The following is a 19,305-nucleotide window of genomic DNA, read 5'->3' on the forward strand; positions in this document are numbered from 1 at the left end:
CCCGGTTACATTCCGAACCCGGAAGCTAAGCCTCATAGCGCCGATGGTACTGCAGGGGGGACCCTGTGGGAGAGTAGGACGCCGCCGAACTCCTTCTGAGAAAGGGCCCCAGCCATTTGGCTGGGGCCCTTTCTGCGTTGTACGCATTCGTCGCTGCGGGATCGGTCAGCAGGAGACCGTTCCGACGGTGCGAACCCACACGGGACGTGGTGAGCCTGGCTGTCGGTCGTTCAGGAAGTCTTCAATGACCGGTCCGAGATCGTCAGAAGGCACGTACGCGCCGCGGAAGGGCAGTTGGTCCACGGGGACTGACCCGGTGGAGCAGCGGAGCTGGCCGGCCTGTTCGTCGTGCCATACGTAGAAGGTTGCCGCTCCTGCGAAGCCCATCTCGCTGATGCGGAGGCGGATGCCGTCAGCGGTCTGCTCGAACGCGGCTACCACGTCCGAGACGGACAGGGCCTGCCTGCCCTCGTCCTCTGCGCTCAGCCACCAGGTGTTGGTCTCCCACTCCACCTGTCGGTCGGCCGGCTCCAGTACGAGCGGCTCGTCCGCCACCTCGGCAATCCATGTCAGCAGCACCCCAGAAGTATCGGGTACCGGCCGAGGGGGCGGTCAGAGGCGGCCGGCGGCCTTGAGGGTGAGGTAGGTGTCGGCCAGGGCGGGGGCGATGGTCTCGGGTGGGGCGTCGAGGACGGTCACGCCGCGGCGGGTGAGGAGTTCGGCGGTGTGGCGGCGGTCGGCGCGGGTCTGTTCGGCGGCGGCGGCGCCGTAGACGTCCTGGACGGTGCCGCGGGCGTTGGCGAGGTGGTCGAGGCGGGGGTCGGCGACGGAGGCGAGGACCAGCTCGTGGCGCTTGGTGAGGAGGGGGAGCTGAGGGAGCAGGCCGTCTTCGACGGGGCGGGCGTCGAGGCCGGTGAGGAGGACGATCAGGGAGCGGTGCGGGGCCATCCGGAGGGCGGAGGAGGTGAGGGCGCGCAGGTCGGTCTCGACCAGGGCGGGTTCCAGGAGGGCCATCGCGTCGGTGAAGGCGGGGAGCACGTCGGAGGCGGAGCGGCCGGCCAGGGCGGCGCGGCGGGTGCGGTCGTGCGCGAGCAGGTCGACGCGGTCGCCGGCCTTGGTGGCGAGCGCGGTGAGCAGCAGCGCGGCGTCGAGGGCGGCGTCCAGCCGGGGGGCGTCGCCGACGCGGCCAGCGGAGGTGCGGCCGGTGTCGAGGACGATCAGGACGTGGCGGTCGCGTTCGGGGCGCCAGGTGCGGACGGCGACGGTGCTGCGGCGGGCGCTGGCGCGCCAGTCGATGGAGCGGACGTCGTCGCCGGGCAGGTACTCGCGCAGGGAGTCGAACTCGGTGCCCTGACCGCGGGTCAGCACGCTGGTGCGGCCGTCGAGTTCGCGCAGGCGGGCGAGCTTGGACGGGAGGTGCTTGCGGCTGGCGAACGGGGGCAGGGCGCGGATCCGCCACGGGGCGGTGCGGGAGGCCTGACGGCCCGCCAGGCCGAGGGGGCCGAGCGAACGGATCGTCACCTTGCCGGCGTGGTGGTCGCCGCGCCGGGTGGGGGCGAGGTGGGTGGTGAGGCGGCGGCGTTCCCCGGCGGGGACGGTGACGCTGTGTCGGGAGGCGTCGTAGGAGGTGCCGGGCGCCCAGGCGGAGGGTAGCCAGGCGTCGCGAACTCGGGCGCGCAGCGGGCGTCCTGACGGGTTGCCGATGATCAGGTCGACGCTGAGGGCCTCGCCGAGTCGCACGGTGGGTTGGCCGTCCCGGTGGAGGGTGAGGCGGCGGACCGGGGCGGCGAGCAGCAGGTCGGCGAGGACGGCGGCGAGCAGCGGGAGGGTGACCGCGCCGATGCCCGCCCAGGACGGGAGCACGAGGCCCACGACGAGCGCGCCGAGTGCGGCGAGGAGGGCGGTTCGGCCGGTCAGGGCCATGGTGCGGGCTCGCTTTCGTGGACGGGTCGGCGCGCGTGGGGGTGCCGTTAGCGCGGGGCCGGGGTCTGGGCGAGGACGGCCTGGATGACGCTGTCCGGGGTGGTGCCTTCCATCTCGGCCTCGGGGCGGAGCTGGATGCGGTGGCGGAGGGTCGGCAGGGCGAGGGCCTTGACGTCGTCGGGGGTGACGTAGTCGCGGCCGGCCAGCCAGGCCCAGGCACGGGAGGTGTTGAGCAGGGCGGTGGCGCCGCGCGGGGAGACGCCCATGGCGAGCGAGGGGGACTGCCGGGTGGCCCGGACCAGGTCGACGATGTAGGCGAGGACCTCGGGGGAGACGGTGAGCTTGGCGATCTCCGCGCGGGCGGCGGCCAGGTCGGCGGGGCCGGCGACGGCGCGGACGCCGGCCGCGGCGAGGTCGCGGGGGTCGAAGCCGGTGGCGTGCCGGGAGAGGACCTGGAACTCCTGCTCGCGGGTGGGCAGCGGGAGGACCAGCTTGAGCAGGAAGCGGTCGAGCTGGGCTTCGGGCAGCGGGTAGGTGCCCTCGTACTCGACGGGGTTCTGGGTGGCGGCGACCAGGAACGGGACGGGGAGCCTGCGGGGCTCGCCGTCGACGGTGACCTGGCCCTCCTCCATGGCCTCCAGCAGGGCGGCCTGGGTCTTCGGCGGGGTGCGGTTGATCTCGTCGGCGAGCAGCAGGTTGGTGAAGACCGGGCCGGGCTGGAACGAGAACTCGGCGGTGCGGGTGTCGTAGACCAGGGAACCGGTGACGTCGCCGGGCATCAGGTCGGGGGTGAACTGGATGCGCTTGGTCTCCACGTCGAGGGCGGTGGCCAGGGTGCGGACCAGCAGGGTCTTGGCGACGCCGGGGACACCTTCGAGCAGGACGTGGCCGCCGCAGAGCAGGGCGACGACCAGGCCGGTGACGGCGGCGTCCTGGCCGACCACGGCCTTGGCGATCTCGCCGCGCAGGGCGGTGAGGGCGGCGCGGGCGTCGCCGGTGGGCGCGGCCGGGGTGGTCTTGAGCAGCTGCTCGGTCACGAGTGTCGTACCTGCCTTTCCAGGGCGTCGAGGTCGTCGGTGAGCCGCACCAGGGCGGCGTCGTCGGTGGGGGCCGGGCCGTACAGCAGGTGCTGGAGGTCGGCGGCGGGGCGTCCGGTGCGGGTGGTGGCGGCCTCGGTGAGGGCGGCCGGTTCCGGGTCGCCGGAGTGCAGGGGGACGCCGAGGGCGGTGGCCAGCCGGTGCCGGGTGGCGCGGCGCAGGGTGTCGGCGGCGTGGCCGCGGGCCTTGGCGCGCTGGTACAGCCGGGCGCGGCCTTCGGTGGTCTCGGTGGCGCGGACCACGACGGGCAGCTGTTCGGTCAGCACGGGGCCGAGGCGGCGGGCGCGCCAGACGACGGCGAGCAGCGCGGCGACGGTGAGCTGCAGGGCGGCCCAGTACCAGCCGGCGGGGACGAAGTCGGTGAGGGTCTTCTGGCCGGGGACGGAGGCGTCGTCGGGGAGGCTGTGGTCGGGCAGGTGCCAGACCAGGGTGCGGTGGGCGCCGAGCAGGCCGAGGGCGAGCGAGGCGTTGCCCTCCTGGTCGAGGCGGGCGTTGCTGAACGTGTCGGCGGTGCCGGTGACGATCACCTGCCGGTCCTTCTCGGTGCGGCTGACCAGGGTGTCGTTGCCGTGCCGGGGGTAGCAGCCGGTGTCGCTGGTGCGGTGCCGGTAGCTGCGGCCGCCGAGTTCGGCGCTGCCGGCCAGCGCGGCCTCGGGCAGGGTGCAGGTGGCGGGGGTGGTGAGGGTGTCGGTGGTGTCGGCGTACCTGACGGTGATGCCGGGGGCGAAGGCGTCCAGGGCGGGCTGGCCGGGGGCGAGCAGCACCAGGCGGCTCCGGTTGCCGCGCGGGACGGTGCCGAGCCGGTTCAGTTCGCCGTAGCTCATCAGGTCGGTCCCGGGGAGGACGACGGTGGTGTCGTCGGCACGCAGTGCGGCGGCGAGGTCGGCCTCGGTGGTGACGGTGCGGGTGGTGACGCCGTGGCGTTCCAGCAGGCGGACGGCGGCGAGGGTGCCGTCCTTGTCGCCGGAGCGCGGGTCGAGCGGCGGGTAGGTGCCGCCGCCGGGTATGGCGGCGACCAGGACGCCGACCAGCAGCAGGATCGCGGCGGAGAGCAGGTACCAGCGCCAGCGCCGCCACAGGGTGCGGGCGGTGGGCCGGGGCGCGGGCTCGGCGGCGGGGGCGTCGGCCGGGGCGGGTTCGGCGGTGGCGGGCGGCGGTGCGGTGGTGGTCATGCGGGTCCTCCGCCGGCCGGGACGGGCGTGGGGCGGGTCGCGGCGACGGTGCGGTCGAGGGCGGCCAGGGTGCGGTAGGCGTCCTGGTCGGCGGTCCGGTCGCCGTACGCGATGTCGTCGAACAGCCCTGCGGCGGCGGCGAGTTCGGCGGCGTGGTCGGGCAGGGCGCGGCCGGCTTCGGCGGCCGCCTCGTCGGCGGTGCGGCCGGGGCGCGGGTCGAGCAGGGTGCGTTCCTCCAGGCCGCGGACCAGGGCGCGCATCTGTTCGCGGACGGCGTCGGCCCACTCGCCGGCGGCGGCGTGTGCGGCGGCCGCGGCGCGGTGCTGGTCGGCGCTGCGCGGGCCGTCGGCGGTGAACAGCGCGCTGGTGGAGCGGGCGGTGCGGCCGGGGGCGCCGTAGCGCCACCACAGGGCGGCGGCGATCAGGACGGCGACGACGAGCAGCAGTACCAGGGCGGTGCCGCCGCCTCCGCCGAACGGGCTGCCGAGGTTGTCGAACATCCGGTCGAACTGGCGGCCGAGCCAGTCGAGGGCCCGGTCGATGAGGCCCGGGTCGTGCTGGTGGTAGACGGCCTTGCGGAGCTCTTCGTGCGCGGCGTCGCGGGCGGCGTCGCGCGGCACGGTCACCGGGACGCCGTCCGCGAGCGGCGTCCCCTCCCCCCGGAACCCCATGCTGTTCAGACCCCCGGCGGCGTGCTCTGGCCCGGGACGGGCGCGGCGCCCTGGGCGTTCCAGCCGTAGCCGGGCAGTCCGGCGGCGCGGGCCAGTTCGAGGTCGAGGGCCTCGCGGCGGATCCGCTGGTCGATGTAGAGCAGCACGGTGAGGGTGGCGCTGAGCGGGATGGTCAGCGTGCTGGCCAGGGTGTAGCAGACGGCGGAGATCACGATGCCGGCGATCGCCCCGGAGTCGGACTCGGCCGGGATGCCGCCCGGGCCGCCGCCGACCATCAGCGAGGCGACGGTGCCGGGGATGACCAGGACGGCGCTGAGCATCCCGACGCAGATCTGGAACAGCACGGTGATGCCGAAGATCCGCCACCAGGAGCCGCGGACCAGCCGCCAGGAGCGCTTCATCGCGGCGACGACGCCTTGGTGCTCCAGCATCAGGGCGGGCGCGGACAGGCTGAGCCGGACCCACACCCAGATCGCCGGGGGCAGCGCGAGCAGCGCCAGCAGGATCAGCGCCGGGGCGTGGAGGACCACGGCCAGCACCGACAGCGGGACGACCACCACGCCCAGGCCGCCGACCAGGATCAGCACGTTGAGCAGGGTCAGGCCGGCCAGCCGCCACATCCGGGGACGGGCGCCCTCCCAGGCGTCCTTGAGGGTGGCGTCCTGCCCGAGCACACCGCGGCCGACCACGACGGTGAGCAGGCCGCTGGCCACGATGCCGGCGAGCAGTTGCAGCGGCATGGTGAAGTAGCGCGAGAACATCGCCTCGGTCTGGGTGCCGTCGACGTGGATCCACCAGTCGACCAGCGCCTGCACCAGTTGGACCACGGCGGCCAGGCCGAGGCTGAGGCCGAACGCGGTGCGCCAGTAGCGGCGGACGGTGCCGAAGCAGGCGTCGATGATCTCGCCGACGCCGAGCGGGCGCAGCGGGATGATCCCGGGCTTGGGGCTGAGCGGCACGCCCCAGCCGGCCTGCGGGCCCGGGTAAGGGCCCTGAGGGGCACCCCATCCGGGCTGCGGCTGCGGGGCACCCCAGCCGGGCTGGGGGGTGCTCCAGCCGGCCTGCGGCGGCGGGGGAGGGGCGTCCTGGGGAGCGGGGGGAGCGGCGACCGGCGCCGGGTGGCCGGATTCGGAGGTGCCGGGCGCGGGCTCGGGAGAACCGGGGGACGTCCAGCCCGGGGTCTCGGTCATCAACGCTCCTCGTCGGGGCACCCTGCTTCCGGGTGCTTCGGGGTGCCCATCGTGTCATGGTGCGCACGCGCACCCCAGGGGTATCCCGTTGCTGATCGACAACGGTCCCCTCCGGCCGTGCTGCCTGCGGGGTTTGCGATGGTATGACTGGTTCGACGGACGGTCGGCCGGTATCGAGTGGGACGGCTGTGCGACAGGTCACATCCGCATGATGAGAAGATGGAGCCATGAAGGGACGTGTCCTCGTCGTCGATGACGACACCGCACTGGCCGAGATGCTCGGCATCGTGCTGCGTGGTGAGGGTTTTGAGCCGTTTTTCGTGGCGGACGGGGACAAGGCTCTGGCCGCGTTCCGCGAGACCAAGCCCGATCTGGTGCTGCTTGACCTGATGCTGCCCGGCCGCGACGGCATCGACGTGTGCCGCCAGATCCGGGCGGAGTCCGGTATTCCGATCGTCATGCTGACCGCGAAGACCGACACGGTCGACATCGTGGTGGGCCTGGAGTCGGGTGCCGACGACTACGTCACCAAGCCGTTCAAGCCCAAGGAGTTGGTCGCCCGGGTGCGGGCCCGACTGCGCCGGGCCGAGGAGCCGACGCCGGAGCAGCTGACCATCGGCGACCTGGTGATCGACGTCGCCGGGCACTCGGTCAAGCGCGAGGGCCGCGGCATTCCGCTGACCCCGCTGGAGTTCGACCTGCTGGTCGCGCTGGCCCGCAAGCCCTGGCAGGTGTTCACCCGCGAGGTGCTGCTGGAGCAGGTCTGGGGCTACCGGCACGCGGCCGACACCCGGCTGGTGAACGTGCACGTGCAGCGGCTCCGCTCCAAGATCGAGAAGGACCCGGAGCGTCCGGAGATCGTGGTGACGGTCCGCGGCGTGGGCTACAAGGCGGGGCCCAGCTGACGTGGGCGGAGTGCGAGCTGACGACTCCCCGTCGGACGACCGGTCCGGCGGGGAGGCTGCTGTGCGCGGCGACGTGCTGAGTTCCACCACCGAGGGGCCGCGACGGCGCCGGTGGTGGGCGGTGCTGTTCGCGCCGGTGGTCCGTCAGTTCCGGCACCCGGTGGGCCGGGTGCTGGCGCTGTACCGCCGCTCCATCCAGCTGCGGGTGGTGGCGGCGACGCTGCTGCTGTCCTTCGTGGTGGTGCTGGTGCTCGGCGTGGTGGTGGTCGCCCAGGTGCGCACCGGCCTGCTGGACTCCAAGAAGCGCGCCGCGCAGGGCCAGGCGATCGGCGGCTTCCAGATCGAGCAGGACAAGATCAACGAGGCGATCAACCTGCAGGCGAAGGCCGGCGCGACCGCCGACCCGACCCGCGACCAGATCAACGCCTGGCTGACCAAGCAGGTCTCCGACCTGGCCTCCGGTGGCTCCGGCGTGTACTCGGTGATCGCGCTGACCCCGTCCGGGTTCGAGGAGAGCTCGGCCAGCGCGGGCCTGCGCGGCGGCGCCCGCTACTCCGGCACGATCCTGCCGGACACCATCACGCCGGAGATGCGCGCCAAGGTCGCCGCCGAGCCGAGCGTCCCGCACGAGCAGACGGTGCGGATCTACCGCGACCCGAACGCCCCGCAGGTCGCCGACGACAACAAGGGCCTGGCGATCGGCAAGCAGTTCTCCGGCCCCGACGGCAACGCCTACCAGCTGTACTACGTCTTCTCGTTCCAGCAGGAGACCAGCACCCTCAACCTGGTGATCGGCACCCTGGCCACCGCCGGGCTGTTCCTGGTGATCCTGCTCGGCGGCATCGCCTGGCTGGTGGTGCGCCAGGTGGTCACCCCGGTCCGGATGGCCGCGGGGATCTCCGAGCGGCTGGCCGGCGGGCACTTCGACGAGCGGATGAAGGTCACCGGCACCGACGACATCGCCCGCCTCGGCGACTCGTTCAACCGGATGGCCAACGGCCTGCAGGCGCAGATCCGGCAGCTCGAGGAGCTGTCCCGGGTGCAGCGCCGCTTCGTCTCCGACGTCTCGCACGAGCTGCGCACCCCGCTCACCACGGTGCGGATGGCCGCCGACCTGATCTACGACAGCCGCGAGGACCTGGACCCGATGGCGGCCCGCTCCGCCGAGCTGCTCCAGGACCAGCTGGACCGCTTCGAGTCGCTGCTCGCCGACCTGCTGGAGATCAGCCGGTTCGACGCGGGTGCGGCGATCCTGGACGCCGAGCCGGTCGACCTGCGGGACATCGTGACCCGGGTGGTGGAGGCCGCCGACCCGCTGGCCCGGGCGAAGGGCAGCGCGGTGCTGATCCGCGGCGCCGAGAACCCGGTGGTCGCCGAGGTCGACTCCCGCCGGATCGAGCGGATCCTGCGCAACCTGGTGGTCAACGCGCTGGAGCACGGCGAGGGCCGGGACGTGGTGATCCGGCTCGGCGCCGGCGAGGGCGCCGTCGCGGTCGGCGTGCGCGACTACGGCATCGGCCTGAAGCCGGGCGAGGCGTCCCGGGTGTTCCACCGCTTCTGGCGGGCCGACCCGTCCCGGGTGCGCACCACCGGCGGCACCGGCCTGGGCCTGTCCATCGCGGTCGAGGACGCCCACCTGCACGGCGGCTGGCTGCAGGCCTGGGGCGAGCCCGGTGGCGGCTCGCACTTCCGGCTCACGCTGCCGCGCACCCGCGGTGGCGAGCTCTCCCGGGCGCCGTTCCGGCTGGAGCCCGAGGACTCCCGGCACAACCGCGGCATGGCCTCGGCCGGCACCCCCTACCGCCGGGCGGTGCGCCCGCAGGGTGCCACCGCGCTGACCGCGACCGGGGAGTCCACCGTCATCCCGGAGACCCCGGACGCCGAGCGGCACACCTTCGGCTCCGGCCTCGGCGGGGTGCTCAGCATCGGCCCCGGTCTGGGCCGTCCGGCCGCCGCCCCGGTCGCCGACCCCTCGGACGTCCGGGCGGGCGCCGCCGGGTACGGTGCGACCGGCGCGCAGATCGTGGTGGACCGCGGCGCGCGGCCCCCGGCCCAGCCGTCGGCCCCCGCGCCGGAACGCGTCGACACCGAGCAGGGCGACACCGAGCAGGAGGGGACCCGGGGTGACCAGGAGCGACCGCAGGACGGCTGACCGGCGGATCCGGTCCCTGGCGTGGGCCGTGCTGCTGGCCGCCGCGGCCACCGGGTGCGTCACCATGCCCTCCGGCGGCCCCCCGGAGCGCCTGGAGGTCTCCCAGGGCGCCGCGGACGGCCTGCAGGTGCACGTCTACCCGGTCGCCCCGCACCCCGGTGAGAACCTGGGCGACCTGCTCACCGGCTTCCTCGACTCCTCCAACGCCGACCAGGCCAACTACGACACCGCCAAGCAGTACCTGACCGCGGACGCCGCCAAGCGCTGGCGCCCGGACGCCGGCGTGGTGGTGCTCTCGGACGCCCCGCGGGTCACGCACCCGACCCCCGACCAGGGCGACAGCAGCGCGCAGCTGACCGTCAGCGGCCGCCAGGTCGCCGAGCTGGACGGCCGGCACACCTACCAGGCCCGCCTGGTCGAGAACTACCAGCAGGTCTTCACCTTCGTGAAGGAGACCGAGGGCCCGAACAAGGGCGAGTGGCGGATCGACGGCCTCCCGGACGGGCTGATCGTCGACCAGACCAACTTCAAGAACGGCTACAAGCCGGTCCACCGCTACTTCTTCGCGCGCACCGACCCGACCAACGAGCGCAGTGCCAACACCCCGGTGCTGGTGCCCGACCCGATCTACCTGCGGCGCCGAATAGACCCGCTCACCGAGGCCGCCTCGGCGGTCGCCGCCGGCCCCTCGCAGTGGCTCTCCCCGGTGGTGTACTCGGCGCTCGACGGGGTGCGGGTGCTCGGCGCCACCGTCGGCGACAACCGGGTCACCACCGTCCGGGTGGACGGCGTCGACCTCGGCGCCAACCAGGTGGGCTGCCAGCAGATGGCCCAGCAGCTCTTCCAGACCCTCGCCGACCAGCAGGGCAAGCTCGAACGGCTGGACCTGGCCTCCGCCAAGGGCGGCTGCTCGGTCGGCAGCGGCCAGGCGGCCCAGGTCGCCCCCGGCGCGCTGGCCGGCGAGTCCACCGGCGTGCAGGCGTACATCCGGCTGGAGGACGGCCGGCTGACCCGCTACCAGGACGGCGTGGACCCCGTCCCGGTCGCCGGGGTGCTCGGCCAGGCCCCGCAGCCCGGCCAGCCCAAGCCCGGCGAGATCGCGGTCCGCCGGGACGGCGCCGCCGCCGCGGTGATCGGCCAGGACGGCCACAACCTGTACGTCACCGGCCTCACCGAGGGCGACAAGCTCGGCGACCCGGTGGTCCCGCCCCGCGCCCCGGGCGCCAACCCCGCCCTGGCCTCGCCGAGTTGGGACGGCCGCGGCGACCTGTGGCTGGTCGACCGCGACCCCGCCGCGCCCCGCGTGCTGATGGTGCGCGGCCGCACCACCGTGCAGGTCGGCGTCGACGGGCTGGACGGCCGGGCCGTGCAGTCGCTGCGGATCTCCTCCGACGGCACCCGGGTCGCCATGGTGGTCAAGAGCCCCAACGCGCCCGCCACGCTGGTCCTCGGCCTGGTGGTGCACAGCGGCACCCCCGCCGCCCCGCAGGCCCGGATCATCGCGCTGCGCAACGTCGCCCCGCAGCTGGCCGAGGTCGCCGCGGTCGGCTGGGGCGACACCGACCAGCTGGTGGTGCTCGGCAAGGAGACCGACCGGCTCCAGCAGCTGCACTTCCTCGGCACCGACGGCTCCCAGTCCACCGACTCCCCGCTCCAGGGCGGCGAGTCGATGACCGCGCTCTCCGCCACCGAGGCCCGCACCGCCGGCGACCAGGTCGGCCCCGCGGTCCTGACGGTGTCCCACAACGGCCTCTACCGGCTCAAGGACAACCAGTGGCACGAGGTCCCCAGCAAGATCCCGGCCGTGGCCTTCAGCTACCCGGGCTAGCCACCCTCGACCGGTGGCGTGACGCCCCGTCAGTTCCGGCGGGCCGTCGCGGCGACGGTGGCGGCGGCGCGGGGCGGGCAGCCGGCGGCGCGTAGGGCGCGGGCGGCTTCGGCGAGGGTGGCGCCGGTGGTGACCAGGTCGTCGACCAGCACCAGGCGGTGGCCGGCCAGCCGGGCGGCGAGGCGGTCGGGGACGGCGAGCGCGCCGTGCAGGTTGCGGTGGCGGTCCGCGGCGCCGAGGCCGGCCTGGTCGGCGACCGGGCGGATCTGCCGCAGCACCGGCGCGACCAGGGTGGCGACCCCGCCGCGGTGCAGGGCGCGCGCGGCGGCCCGGGCCAGCCGCAGCGTCGGATCGTGCCCGCGGGCGCGGGTGGCCCGCCGGGCGGAGGGCATCGGGACCAGCAGCAGCGGAGCGGTGCCCGCACCGGTCGCCGAGCGCACCGCGGCGGCCAGCGCGCCGCCGAGCGGCGCGGCCAGTCGCAGCGCGCCGCGTTCCTTGTGCGCGAGCAGCAGTTGGCGCACCGGCCCGGCGTAGGTCGCGGCTGCGTGCAACGGTGGGAGGTCGGGCGGCGGGCGCACCGGCCCGGCCGGTCCGGCGTGGACGCCGTCGAGCAGGGTGCGGCAGACGGTGCAGAGGCCGCCGCGGCCGGTGCCGCATCCGGCGCAGCGGGCGGGGACCAGCAGGTCGAGCAGGGCCGTGAGGGCGGCGCCGGGGCGGGCGACGGGAAGGCGGGCGGTGTCACAGCGCGTCACGAACACCTCCCGAGGGCTGGCCAGGCGGCGACTTGAGCCATACGGTGGGCGTAACCGAGCGTGTTGTCCAGATGTTTACCGTTGTTTCACCCCAAGGGGGGTAAACAGGGGGGAACAGCCGGATCGTCGACCGCGTGCCGGTACGTTCGTTCGACTGGGGTGCGAGATCCCCGGGTGAGGTGTTGCATGAGGCTCCAGGGGTTTTGAAAGCCCCTGGTGGGGAGGAAGTGAGGTGAGGGCCGCGGTCCTCGCCACCGCCCCGGCAGTGACCGGGGGCAGGCGGCGGACCGATCGGTTCGGCTGGGTCTCACGCCGGTCCGGGACGTACTCCCGACCGGTCAGCACAAGGGATCGGAGTTCTGCGTGGACATCGTCGTCAAGGGCCGCAAGACCGAGGTGCCCAAGAGGTTCCGCGAGCACGTGGCCGAGAAGCTGGAGAAGGTCCAGCGCTTCGACACCAAGGCGATCAGCCTCGACGTCGAGGTGTCCAAGGAGCACAACCCGCGTCAGGCCGACCGTTCCGACCGGGTCGAGATCACCCTCCGCAGCCGGGGCCCGGTGATCCGGGCCGAGGCCTCCGCCACCGACCCGTGGGCGGCCCTCGACCTCGCCTCCGCGAAGCTGGAGGCGCAGCTGCGCAAGTCCGCCGACCGGCGCCGGGTTCACAAGGGCGGCGCCAACGGCCGCACCCCGGTGAGCGTCGCGGCGGCGACCGCCGCGCTGGCCGAGCTGCCCGCCACGGAGGCGCCCGAGGGCGCGAACGGCGCGGCTCGCAAGACCATGATGGGAAGCCTGGAGGTGCAGGGCGACGGTCCGCTCGTCGTCCGCGAGAAGACGCACTCCGCCGCGCCGATGTCGCTGGACCAGGCGCTGTACGCGATGGAGCTGGTCGGCCACGACTTCTACCTGTTCCAGGAGAAGGACAGCGGCCTGCCGAGCGTGGTCTACCGCCGGCACGGCTACCACTACGGCGTGATCCACCTGAAGGAGGACCTCGCGGCGGTGGCCGACGCGGCCGGGGCCGGCGGCGCGATCAACGGGCCGGACGAGGACTGACACCCGGCCCGGCGAGCAGAACCCGCACGAGGATGGAAGAACCGGCGACCCCGGCGGCTCCCGCAGCCGCCGGGGTCGCGCACGTCCGGGATCACCCAGCAGGGCGGTTCGGCGGCGGAGGGTGATCGCGCCGCCGCCGCGCCGTGGAATGATGTGCGGGTCAGTCGACCTGCGGCGGGGGGAGGAGCAGATGGGGGACCTTTCGCGGGAGGGCCTGGACCCGGAGGACTCCGGCTACCCGCCGCGCCGCGCGGAGCCGATCCGGGTGCTGGTGGTGGACGACCACGCGCTGTTCCGCCGCGGCCTGGAGATCGTGCTGGCCGAGGAGGAGGACATCCGGGTCATCGGCGAGGCCGGGGACGGTGCCGAGGCGGTGCTGAAGGCCGCCGACCTGCTGCCCGACATCATCCTGATGGACGTCCGGATGCCCCGGCGCAGCGGGATCGAGGCGTGCACCGCGATCAAGGACGTGGTCCCCAGCGCCAAGATCATCATGCTGACGATCAGCGACGAGGAGGCCGACCTCTACGAGGCGATCAAGGCGGGGGCCACCGGCTACCTGCTGAAGGAGATCTCCACCGACGAGGTGGCCACCGCGATCCGTGCGGTGGCCGACGGGCAGTCGCAGATCAGTCCCTCGATGGCGGCGAAGCTGCTGACCGAGTTCAAGTCGATGATCCAGCGCCGTTCGGACGACCGGGAGTTGGTGCCCGCGCCCCGGCTGACCGACCGGGAGCTGGAGGTGCTCAAGCTGGTGGCCACCGGGATGAACAACCGGGAGATCGCCAAGGAGCTGTTCATCAGCGAGAACACCGTGAAGAACCACGTCCGGAACATCCTGGAGAAGCTGCAGCTGCACTCCCGGATGGAGGCCGTGGTCTACGCGATGCGTGAGAAGATCCTCGAAATAGGCTGAGCGTCAGCTGAGTTCCTTCTCGACCGCGGGCCGCATCGACTCGTCGGCCAAGGCCTCCACCCGCACCTCCGTGCAGCCCGTCCAGGCGGCCGCCTCGCGCAGCGCCTCGGCCAGCGCGGGGGCGAACTTCGCGGCGTCCAGGGAGACCTGACGGGCCACCAGGGTGCTGCCCTCGCGGGCCGGGTCGACCCGGCCGACCAGCCGGCCGCCGGCCAGCAGCGGCATCGCGAAGTAGCCGTGCACCCGCTTGTGCTTGGGGGTGTAGGCCTCCAGCCGGTGGCTCATCCCGAAGATCCGCTCGGTGCGGGCGCGGTCCCAGATCAGCGAGTCGAACGGGGAGAGCAGCGTGGTGCGGTGCCGCCCGCGCGGCTCCGACTCCAGCGCCGCCGGGTCCGCCCAGGCCGGGGCCGACCAGCCGTCCACCGCGACCGGGACCAGGCCGGACTCCGGCAGCGCGGCGTCCACCTGGGCGCCCTTGAGGCGGTGGTAGTCCATCAGGTCGGCCCGGGTGGCCACGCCGAGCGCCGCGCCGGCCTGCGCGACCAGCCGGACCAGGCACTCCTGGTCGGTCAGCCGCTGCCCGTACAGCTCGGCGGGGACGGCCCGCTCGGCCAGGTCGTAGACCCGCTTCCAGCCGCGCCGTTCGGTCACCACCACATCGCCGAAGGCCAGCGCCCGCTCGACCGCGATCTTGGTGTCGGACCAGTCCCACCACTCGGCGGTCCGCTTCGCGCCGCCGAGCGCGGTGGAGGTCGACGGGCCCTCGGCGCGCAGCTTGTCGAGCACCAGCTGGTAGGCCTCCGGGGCGACCCGGTGGTTCCACAGGTTGCCCTTGTCGCGGTAGGCGCGGCGGCGGAAGGCGAACAGCGGCCACTCCTCGATCGGCAGGATGCACGCCGCGTGCGACCAGTACTCGAAGGTGGTGGCCCGCCCCCAGTAGGCCTGCTCAACGGTGCGCCGGCCGACCGCGCCGAGCCGCGCGTACGGGACCAGTTCGTGCGAGCGGGCCAGCACCGAGATGGTGTCCAGCTGGACCGCGCCGAGCTGGCGCAGCACGCCCTCCACCGAGGCGCGGCGGTCGGCGGAGCCGAGCAGGCCCTGGGCGCGCAGGGCGAGTCGGCGGGCCTGGTCGGCGGAGAGGCGGACGGTCGGCGGAGGGGTCGCTGGCATGCGGCCGAGGGTAGGCGAGGGCACTGACAATCCGGCGCGGGCGGAGCGTTTCGACCGATTGGACCTGGCTTCGGACGATGTGCCCCCAGGGGTGACACAGGAATACCGTGCTGACGGACCTCCCGGCCGCTCGGACTCCTCGCATACGATGGCCCGTACGGTGGGGTGGACTCCCCTCCGTCAGTCATCCAGAGCCGATCCAGGCAAGGAGCCCGCTCACGTGTCCGTCTTCGACAAGATCTTGCGCGCAGGCGAGGGTAAGATCCTCCGCAAGCTGCAGCGGATCGCCGCCCAGGTCAACTCGATCGAAGAGGACTTCACCAACCTCACCGACGAAGAGCTGCGTGCGCTGACCGACGAGTACAAGGCCCGTCTCGCCGACGGCGAGACGCTGGACGACATCCTCCCCGAGGCCTTCGCCACCGTCCGTGAGGCGGCGCGCCGGGTCCTCGGCCAGCGCCACTACGACGTCCAGATCATGGGCGGTGCGGCGCTGCACTACGGCCACGTCGCCGAGATGCGCACCGGCGAGGGCAAGACCCTGGTCGGCACCCTGCCCGCGTACCTGAACGCGCTGACCGGCAAGGGCGTGCACCTGATCACGGTCAACGACTACCTCGCCGAGCGCGACTCGGAGTGGATGGGCCGGGTGCACCGCTTCCTGGGCCTGGAGGTCGGCGTGATCCTGGCGAACATGACGCCCGCCGAGCGTCAGCGCCAGTACTCGATGGACATCACCTACGGCACCAACAACGAGTTCGGCTTCGACTACCTGCGCGACAACATGGCGTGGTCGCAGGACGAACTGGTGCAGCGCGGCCACAACTTCGCGATCGTCGACGAGGTCGACTCGATCCTGATCGACGAGGCCCGCACCCCGCTGATCATCTCGGGCCCGGCCGACCAGGCCACCAAGTGGTACAACGACTTCGCCAAGCTGGTGCAGCGCCTCAAGATCGAGCGCGACTACGAGGTCGACGAGAAGAAGCGCACCGTCGGCATCCTCGAGGAGGGCGTCTCCCGGGTCGAGGACTACCTGGGCATCGACAACCTCTACGAGTCGGTGAACACCCCGCTGGTCGGCTTCCTGAACAACGCCATCAAGGCGAAGGAGCTGTACAAGGTCGACAAGGACTACGTCGTCATCAACGGCGAGGTCATGATCGTCGACGAGCACACCGGCCGCATCCTGGCCGGCCGCCGCTACAACGAGGGCATGCACCAGGCGATCGAGGCCAAGGAAGGCGTCGAGGTCCAGAACGAGAACCAGACGCTGGCCACCATCACCCTGCAGAACTTCTTCCGCCTCTACGACAAGCTGTCCGGCATGACCGGTACCGGCACCACCGAGGCGGCCGAGTTCCACCAGATCTACAAGCTCGGCGTCGTGCCGATCCCGACCAACAAGTCGCCCAAGCGCATCGACCAGCCGGACCTGATCTACAAGTCCGAGCCGGCCAAGTTCGCCGCCGTGGTCGAGGACATCGCCGAGCGGCACGAGAAGGGCCAGCCGGTGCTGGTCGGCACCGTGTCGGTGGAGAAGTCCGAGTACCTGTCGCAGGAGCTGCGCAAGCGCGGCATCCCGCACGAGGTGCTGAACGCCAAGCACCACGAGCGCGAGGCGCAGATCGTCGCGCAGGCGGGCCGCAAGGGCGCCGTCACCGTCGCCACCAACATGGCCGGCCGCGGCACCGACATCATGCTCGGCGGCAACCCCGAGCACCTGGCCGCCGCCGAGCTGGCGCAGCGCGGCATCACTCCCGAGGACACCCCGGAGGAGTACGAGGCCGCGTACCCGGCCGCGATGGAGAAGGCCAAGGGCGCGGTCAAGGCGGAGCAGGAGGAGGTGCAGGAGATCGGCGGCCTGTACGTCCTCGGCACCGAGCGCCACGAGTCCCGCCGGATCGACAACCAGCTGCGCGGCCGCTCCGGCCGTCAGGGCGACCCGGGCGAGTCCCGGTTCTACCTGTCGCTCGGCGACGACCTGATGCGCCTGTTCAAGGCCGGCATGGTCGAGCGCGTGCTGTCGATGGCGAACGTCCCGGAGGACGTGCCGATCGAGTCGAAGATGGTCACCCGGGCGATCGCCTCCGCGCAGACCCAGGTCGAGCAGCAGAACTTCGAGATCCGCAAGAACGTCCTCAAGTACGACGAGGTCCTCAACCGCCAGCGCGAGGTCATCTACGGCGAGCGCCGCCGCGTCCTGGAGGGCGAGGACCTGCAGGAGCAGGTCGGCCACTTCATGGACGACACGGTCGCCGCGTACGTGTCCGCCGCGACCGGCGAGGGCTTCGAGGACGACTGGGACCTCGACAAGCTGTGGACCGCGCTGAAGCAGCTGTACCCGGTCGGCCTGGACCTGGACGAGCTGGAGGAGGAGGCCGCCGAGACCGGCGGGCTCACCCCCGAGTTCCTCACCAAGGCCATCCAGGAGGACGTCCAGGCCGCCTACGGCCGCCGCGAGGACCAGCTCGGCGAGCAGATCATGCGCGAGCTGGAGCGCCGCGTGGTGCTCTCGGTGCTGGACCGCCGCTGGCGTGAGCACCTCTACGAGATGGACTACCTGCAGGAGGGCATCGCGCTGCGCGCCTACGCCCAGCGCGACCCGCTGGTCGAGTACCAGCGCGAGGGCTTCGACCTGTTCTCCGCGATGATGGAGGGCATCAAGGAGGAGTCCGTCGGCTACCTGTTCAACCTGGAGGTCCAGGTCGAGCAGCAGGTCGAGGAGGTCCCGATCGCGGACGAGCAGGTGCTGCTCGACAAGCTGGAGAAGGACGCCGCGCCGGCACGCCCGGAGATCCGCGCCAAGGGCCTGGAGGCCCCGGAGCGCAAGCGCCTGCACTACACCGCCCCCTCGGACGAGATCGGCGGCGGCGTGATCGAGGGCGAGTTCGACGAGGACGGCCTGATCAGCGAGGGCGACGGCCTGACCCGGGCCGAGCGGCGCAAGGCCGCGAAGGCCGCGAAGAGCGGCCGCCGCCGCAAGGCCTGACACCGGCTGGTCCCGACGGGGCGTCACTCCTGCTGGAGTGGCGCCCCGTCGGGCGTTCCGGGAGCTCGTTCCGGGAGCTGACGGGGGTTTCACCTGCTCTTGGTTCGAGATGTTCTTCGTCGGGCTGTTCGGCGGGTCGCTGTGCGGGCCCGGGCTGTACTGGTCGCTGGTCCACCCGCGCCGCGGCCACCTGCCGGTCGCGGCCGGGATCCTGCTCGGTGTCGGCACCTACGGCCGTTCGTGCGCTCCGGCGATAGCGCAGCCCCCGACCTGCTCGCGGTCGCCGGGGAGGACGCCGTCCTGCAGTCCGTGGCGGGCCGGCAGGCGAGGACGGCACCGGTGTGGGGCGGCCGGCCTGGGGCCCGCGCTGAGCGGTGGGCATTTTGACGGTGCGTCACCGGGCCTCCACCGCCGAGCACTGCCACTGGCCGGTGCGGGTGTGCTGTTCGAGGCGGAAGGCCAGCATGTGGTGGCGGGGCCCGAACTCGACCCGCACGCAGGCCTCCAGGGCGCCCGGGGCGGGGACGGAGTCGTGGACGCGGCCCAGCCGGAACGGGCTGGTGCGTCCGCGGGGGCGCAGCGGGCCGGTGCGGACCAGTGCCGCGAGCTGGTGGAAGCCGGGCAGCGTGGTGTGCCGTTGCAACTGGTGGACCGGGCGGGTGCCGGTGAGCACCTCGACCAGGCGGTGGGCGAAGCGGGCCGCCAGGTCGGCGTGCCGGGTGGTGGTCGGCGCGGGCGTACGCGGACGGTACGGGCGGGCGGGGGCGCAGGCGGCGCGCGGGTTGCGCGGGACACGCGGAGCCTCGCCGGACTGGTGCGGGTGCCGGACCGGGCGGCGCGGGTGCGGGTGGCCGGGGACGTGCACGGGGTGGACCAGCGGGCGGACGTGCGGGCGGAGCTCCGCGTGGGCGGCGGCGTGGGTATCCGGGTGGGCGTTCGCGTGGGTGGCGGGGCGGGTATCCGGGTGGGCGTTCGCGTGGGTGGCGGCGTGGGTATCCGGGTGGGCGTTCGCGTGGGTGGCGGCGTGGGTATCCGGGTGGGCGTTCGCGTGGGCGGCGGGGTGTGCATCCGGGTGGGCGTGCGGGCCGGGCGTCGGGGAGAGCTGCTCGGTCATCGGGGCCTTCTCGGTCTCGGGAGTCGCGGATCGGCGGTGCGCCTGATCTTGGTATCGGGTGCCGGACGGCGGGCCCAAGGCGGTTTCCGGCGGTCCGGAGGCCCTCGAAAAGTCCACCCGTACGCGTGACGGCCCTTGGCGGGCAAGGCATCCGGGGGCCCGGACCCGGGACGGGTGTTGACGGTGGGTCGGGCGGGCGAAGGGCCCGAAGGGGGACACCGCGCTGACCCGTCCGCAGGCGGGCGGGTCGCGGACACCGCCTCGGACCTGCGGGGTCTACCCGCCGGTAGGGCGGAGGATCGGCAGCGAGCGACGGCGCGCCGGACGGCGTGCGGGTCGGACGGCGTGGGCCGGTTGTGCGGACGGG

General features: G+C 73.3%; 15 protein-coding genes and 1 rRNA gene. 7 read left to right on the plus strand and 9 right to left on the minus strand.

What is annotated here, in order from left to right:
• Positions 1-90 (plus strand): 5S ribosomal RNA (gene rrf / locus ACWD4U_RS32545); the annotation flags it as partial.
• A 75-nt stretch (positions 91-165) separates the two neighbouring features.
• On the opposite strand, the gene ACWD4U_RS32550 is transcribed toward rrf, so the two are convergent.
• The 6 genes from ACWD4U_RS32550 to ACWD4U_RS32575 are packed head-to-tail and all read right to left on the minus strand — an operon-like array spanning position 166 to position 6,053.
• The gene (locus ACWD4U_RS32550) at positions 166-579 is read right to left on the minus strand and encodes a hypothetical protein (RefSeq protein WP_363460894.1); all 414 of its coding nucleotides are present in this window, start codon (positions 577-579) and stop codon (positions 166-168) included.
• Between the two features lie 33 nt (positions 580-612).
• Positions 613-1,923 carry a DUF58 domain-containing protein gene (locus ACWD4U_RS32555; protein ID WP_363460895.1) on the minus strand — a complete coding sequence of 437 codons (1,311 nt, stop codon included), beginning with the start codon at positions 1,921-1,923 and terminating at the stop codon, positions 613-615.
• Between the two features lie 47 nt (positions 1,924-1,970).
• Positions 1,971-2,960: an AAA family ATPase gene (locus ACWD4U_RS32560; protein ID WP_363460897.1), complete on the minus strand. Its 990-nt coding sequence runs from the start codon at positions 2,958-2,960 to the stop codon at positions 1,971-1,973.
• Complete coding sequence (locus ACWD4U_RS32565; protein ID WP_363460899.1) at positions 2,957-4,192, minus strand: DUF4350 domain-containing protein; 1,236 nt, start codon at positions 4,190-4,192, stop codon at positions 2,957-2,959. Before ACWD4U_RS32565 ends, ACWD4U_RS32560 begins: the two co-directional genes overlap by 4 nt.
• A complete protein-coding gene (locus ACWD4U_RS32570) occupies positions 4,189-4,863 on the minus strand; it encodes a DUF4129 domain-containing protein (protein WP_363460901.1) in 675 nt (224 codons plus the stop codon). The genes ACWD4U_RS32565 and ACWD4U_RS32570 overlap by 4 nt, the downstream gene beginning before the upstream one ends.
• Positions 4,864-4,868: 5 nt before the next feature.
• The gene (locus tag ACWD4U_RS32575) at positions 4,869-6,053 is read right to left on the minus strand and encodes a glycerophosphoryl diester phosphodiesterase membrane domain-containing protein (RefSeq protein WP_363460903.1); all 1,185 of its coding nucleotides are present in this window, start codon (positions 6,051-6,053) and stop codon (positions 4,869-4,871) included.
• A gap of 227 nt (positions 6,054-6,280) precedes the next feature.
• Here ACWD4U_RS32575 and mtrA point away from each other — a divergent pair, with 227 nt between their 5' ends.
• From mtrA to ACWD4U_RS32590, 3 genes are all read left to right on the plus strand, one after another.
• On the plus strand, positions 6,281-6,958 hold the full coding sequence (gene mtrA, locus ACWD4U_RS32580; RefSeq protein ID WP_030459579.1) for an MtrAB system response regulator MtrA: 678 nt from the start codon (positions 6,281-6,283) through the stop codon (positions 6,956-6,958).
• Positions 6,959-7,019: 61 nt separating this feature from the next.
• Positions 7,020-9,110 (plus strand): MtrAB system histidine kinase MtrB, encoded by a 2,091-nt coding sequence (gene mtrB / locus ACWD4U_RS32585; protein WP_449787381.1) that lies wholly within the window; start codon positions 7,020-7,022, stop codon positions 9,108-9,110.
• Positions 9,082-10,938 (plus strand): LpqB family beta-propeller domain-containing protein, encoded by a 1,857-nt coding sequence (locus ACWD4U_RS32590; RefSeq protein ID WP_363460905.1) that lies wholly within the window; start codon positions 9,082-9,084, stop codon positions 10,936-10,938. The genes mtrB and ACWD4U_RS32590 overlap by 29 nt, the downstream gene beginning before the upstream one ends.
• A gap of 29 nt (positions 10,939-10,967) precedes the next feature.
• Here the strand turns inward: ACWD4U_RS32590 and ACWD4U_RS32595 are convergent, their stop codons facing one another.
• On the minus strand, positions 10,968-11,690 hold the full coding sequence (locus tag ACWD4U_RS32595) for a ComF family protein (protein WP_363460907.1): 723 nt from the start codon (positions 11,688-11,690) through the stop codon (positions 10,968-10,970).
• Between the two features lie 363 nt (positions 11,691-12,053).
• On the opposite strand from ACWD4U_RS32595, the gene hpf reads away from it, so the two are divergent.
• Entirely contained in the window at positions 12,054-12,746 is a 693-nt protein-coding gene (hpf, locus tag ACWD4U_RS32600) for a ribosome hibernation-promoting factor, HPF/YfiA family (RefSeq protein WP_363460909.1), read from the plus strand.
• Positions 12,747-12,936: 190 nt separating this feature from the next.
• Complete coding sequence (locus tag ACWD4U_RS32605; protein WP_363460911.1) at positions 12,937-13,662, plus strand: response regulator transcription factor; 726 nt, start codon at positions 12,937-12,939, stop codon at positions 13,660-13,662.
• A gap of 3 nt (positions 13,663-13,665) precedes the next feature.
• Here ACWD4U_RS32605 and ACWD4U_RS32610 read toward each other — a convergent pair whose 3' ends face one another.
• Positions 13,666-14,832: a winged helix-turn-helix domain-containing protein gene (locus ACWD4U_RS32610; protein WP_363460913.1), complete on the minus strand. Its 1,167-nt coding sequence runs from the start codon at positions 14,830-14,832 to the stop codon at positions 13,666-13,668.
• 220 nt (positions 14,833-15,052) lie between these two features.
• Here ACWD4U_RS32610 and secA point away from each other — a divergent pair, with 220 nt between their 5' ends.
• Positions 15,053-17,824, plus strand: coding sequence for a preprotein translocase subunit SecA (gene secA, locus ACWD4U_RS32615; protein ID WP_363460915.1), 2,772 nt, complete (start codon positions 15,053-15,055; stop codon positions 17,822-17,824).
• Between the two features lie 394 nt (positions 17,825-18,218).
• Here secA and ACWD4U_RS32620 read toward each other — a convergent pair whose 3' ends face one another.
• The gene (locus tag ACWD4U_RS32620) at positions 18,219-18,938 is read right to left on the minus strand and encodes an Rv3235 family protein (protein ID WP_363460917.1); all 720 of its coding nucleotides are present in this window, start codon (positions 18,936-18,938) and stop codon (positions 18,219-18,221) included.
• Between the last annotated feature and the right edge of the window lie 367 nt (positions 18,939-19,305).

Source organism: Kitasatospora sp. NPDC002522, assembly GCF_053595195.1.

Coding starts and splice junctions, on each gene's coding strand:
- ACWD4U_RS32570 (WP_363460901.1), bottom strand. CDS start 4,863: ATGGGGTTCCGGGGGGAGGGGACGCCGCTCGCGGACGGCGTCCCGGTG.
- ACWD4U_RS32565 (WP_363460899.1), bottom strand. CDS start 4,192: ATGACCACCACCGCACCGCCGCCCGCCACCGCCGAACCCGCCCCGGCC.
- mtrA (WP_030459579.1), top strand. CDS start 6,281: ATGAAGGGACGTGTCCTCGTCGTCGATGACGACACCGCACTGGCCGAG.
- ACWD4U_RS32610 (WP_363460913.1), bottom strand. CDS start 14,832: ATGCCAGCGACCCCTCCGCCGACCGTCCGCCTCTCCGCCGACCAGGCC.
- ACWD4U_RS32575 (WP_363460903.1), bottom strand. CDS start 6,053: ATGACCGAGACCCCGGGCTGGACGTCCCCCGGTTCTCCCGAGCCCGCG.
- ACWD4U_RS32605 (WP_363460911.1), top strand. CDS start 12,937: ATGGGGGACCTTTCGCGGGAGGGCCTGGACCCGGAGGACTCCGGCTAC.
- ACWD4U_RS32555 (WP_363460895.1), bottom strand. CDS start 1,923: ATGGCCCTGACCGGCCGAACCGCCCTCCTCGCCGCACTCGGCGCGCTC.
- ACWD4U_RS32620 (WP_363460917.1), bottom strand. CDS start 18,938: ATGACCGAGCAGCTCTCCCCGACGCCCGGCCCGCACGCCCACCCGGAT.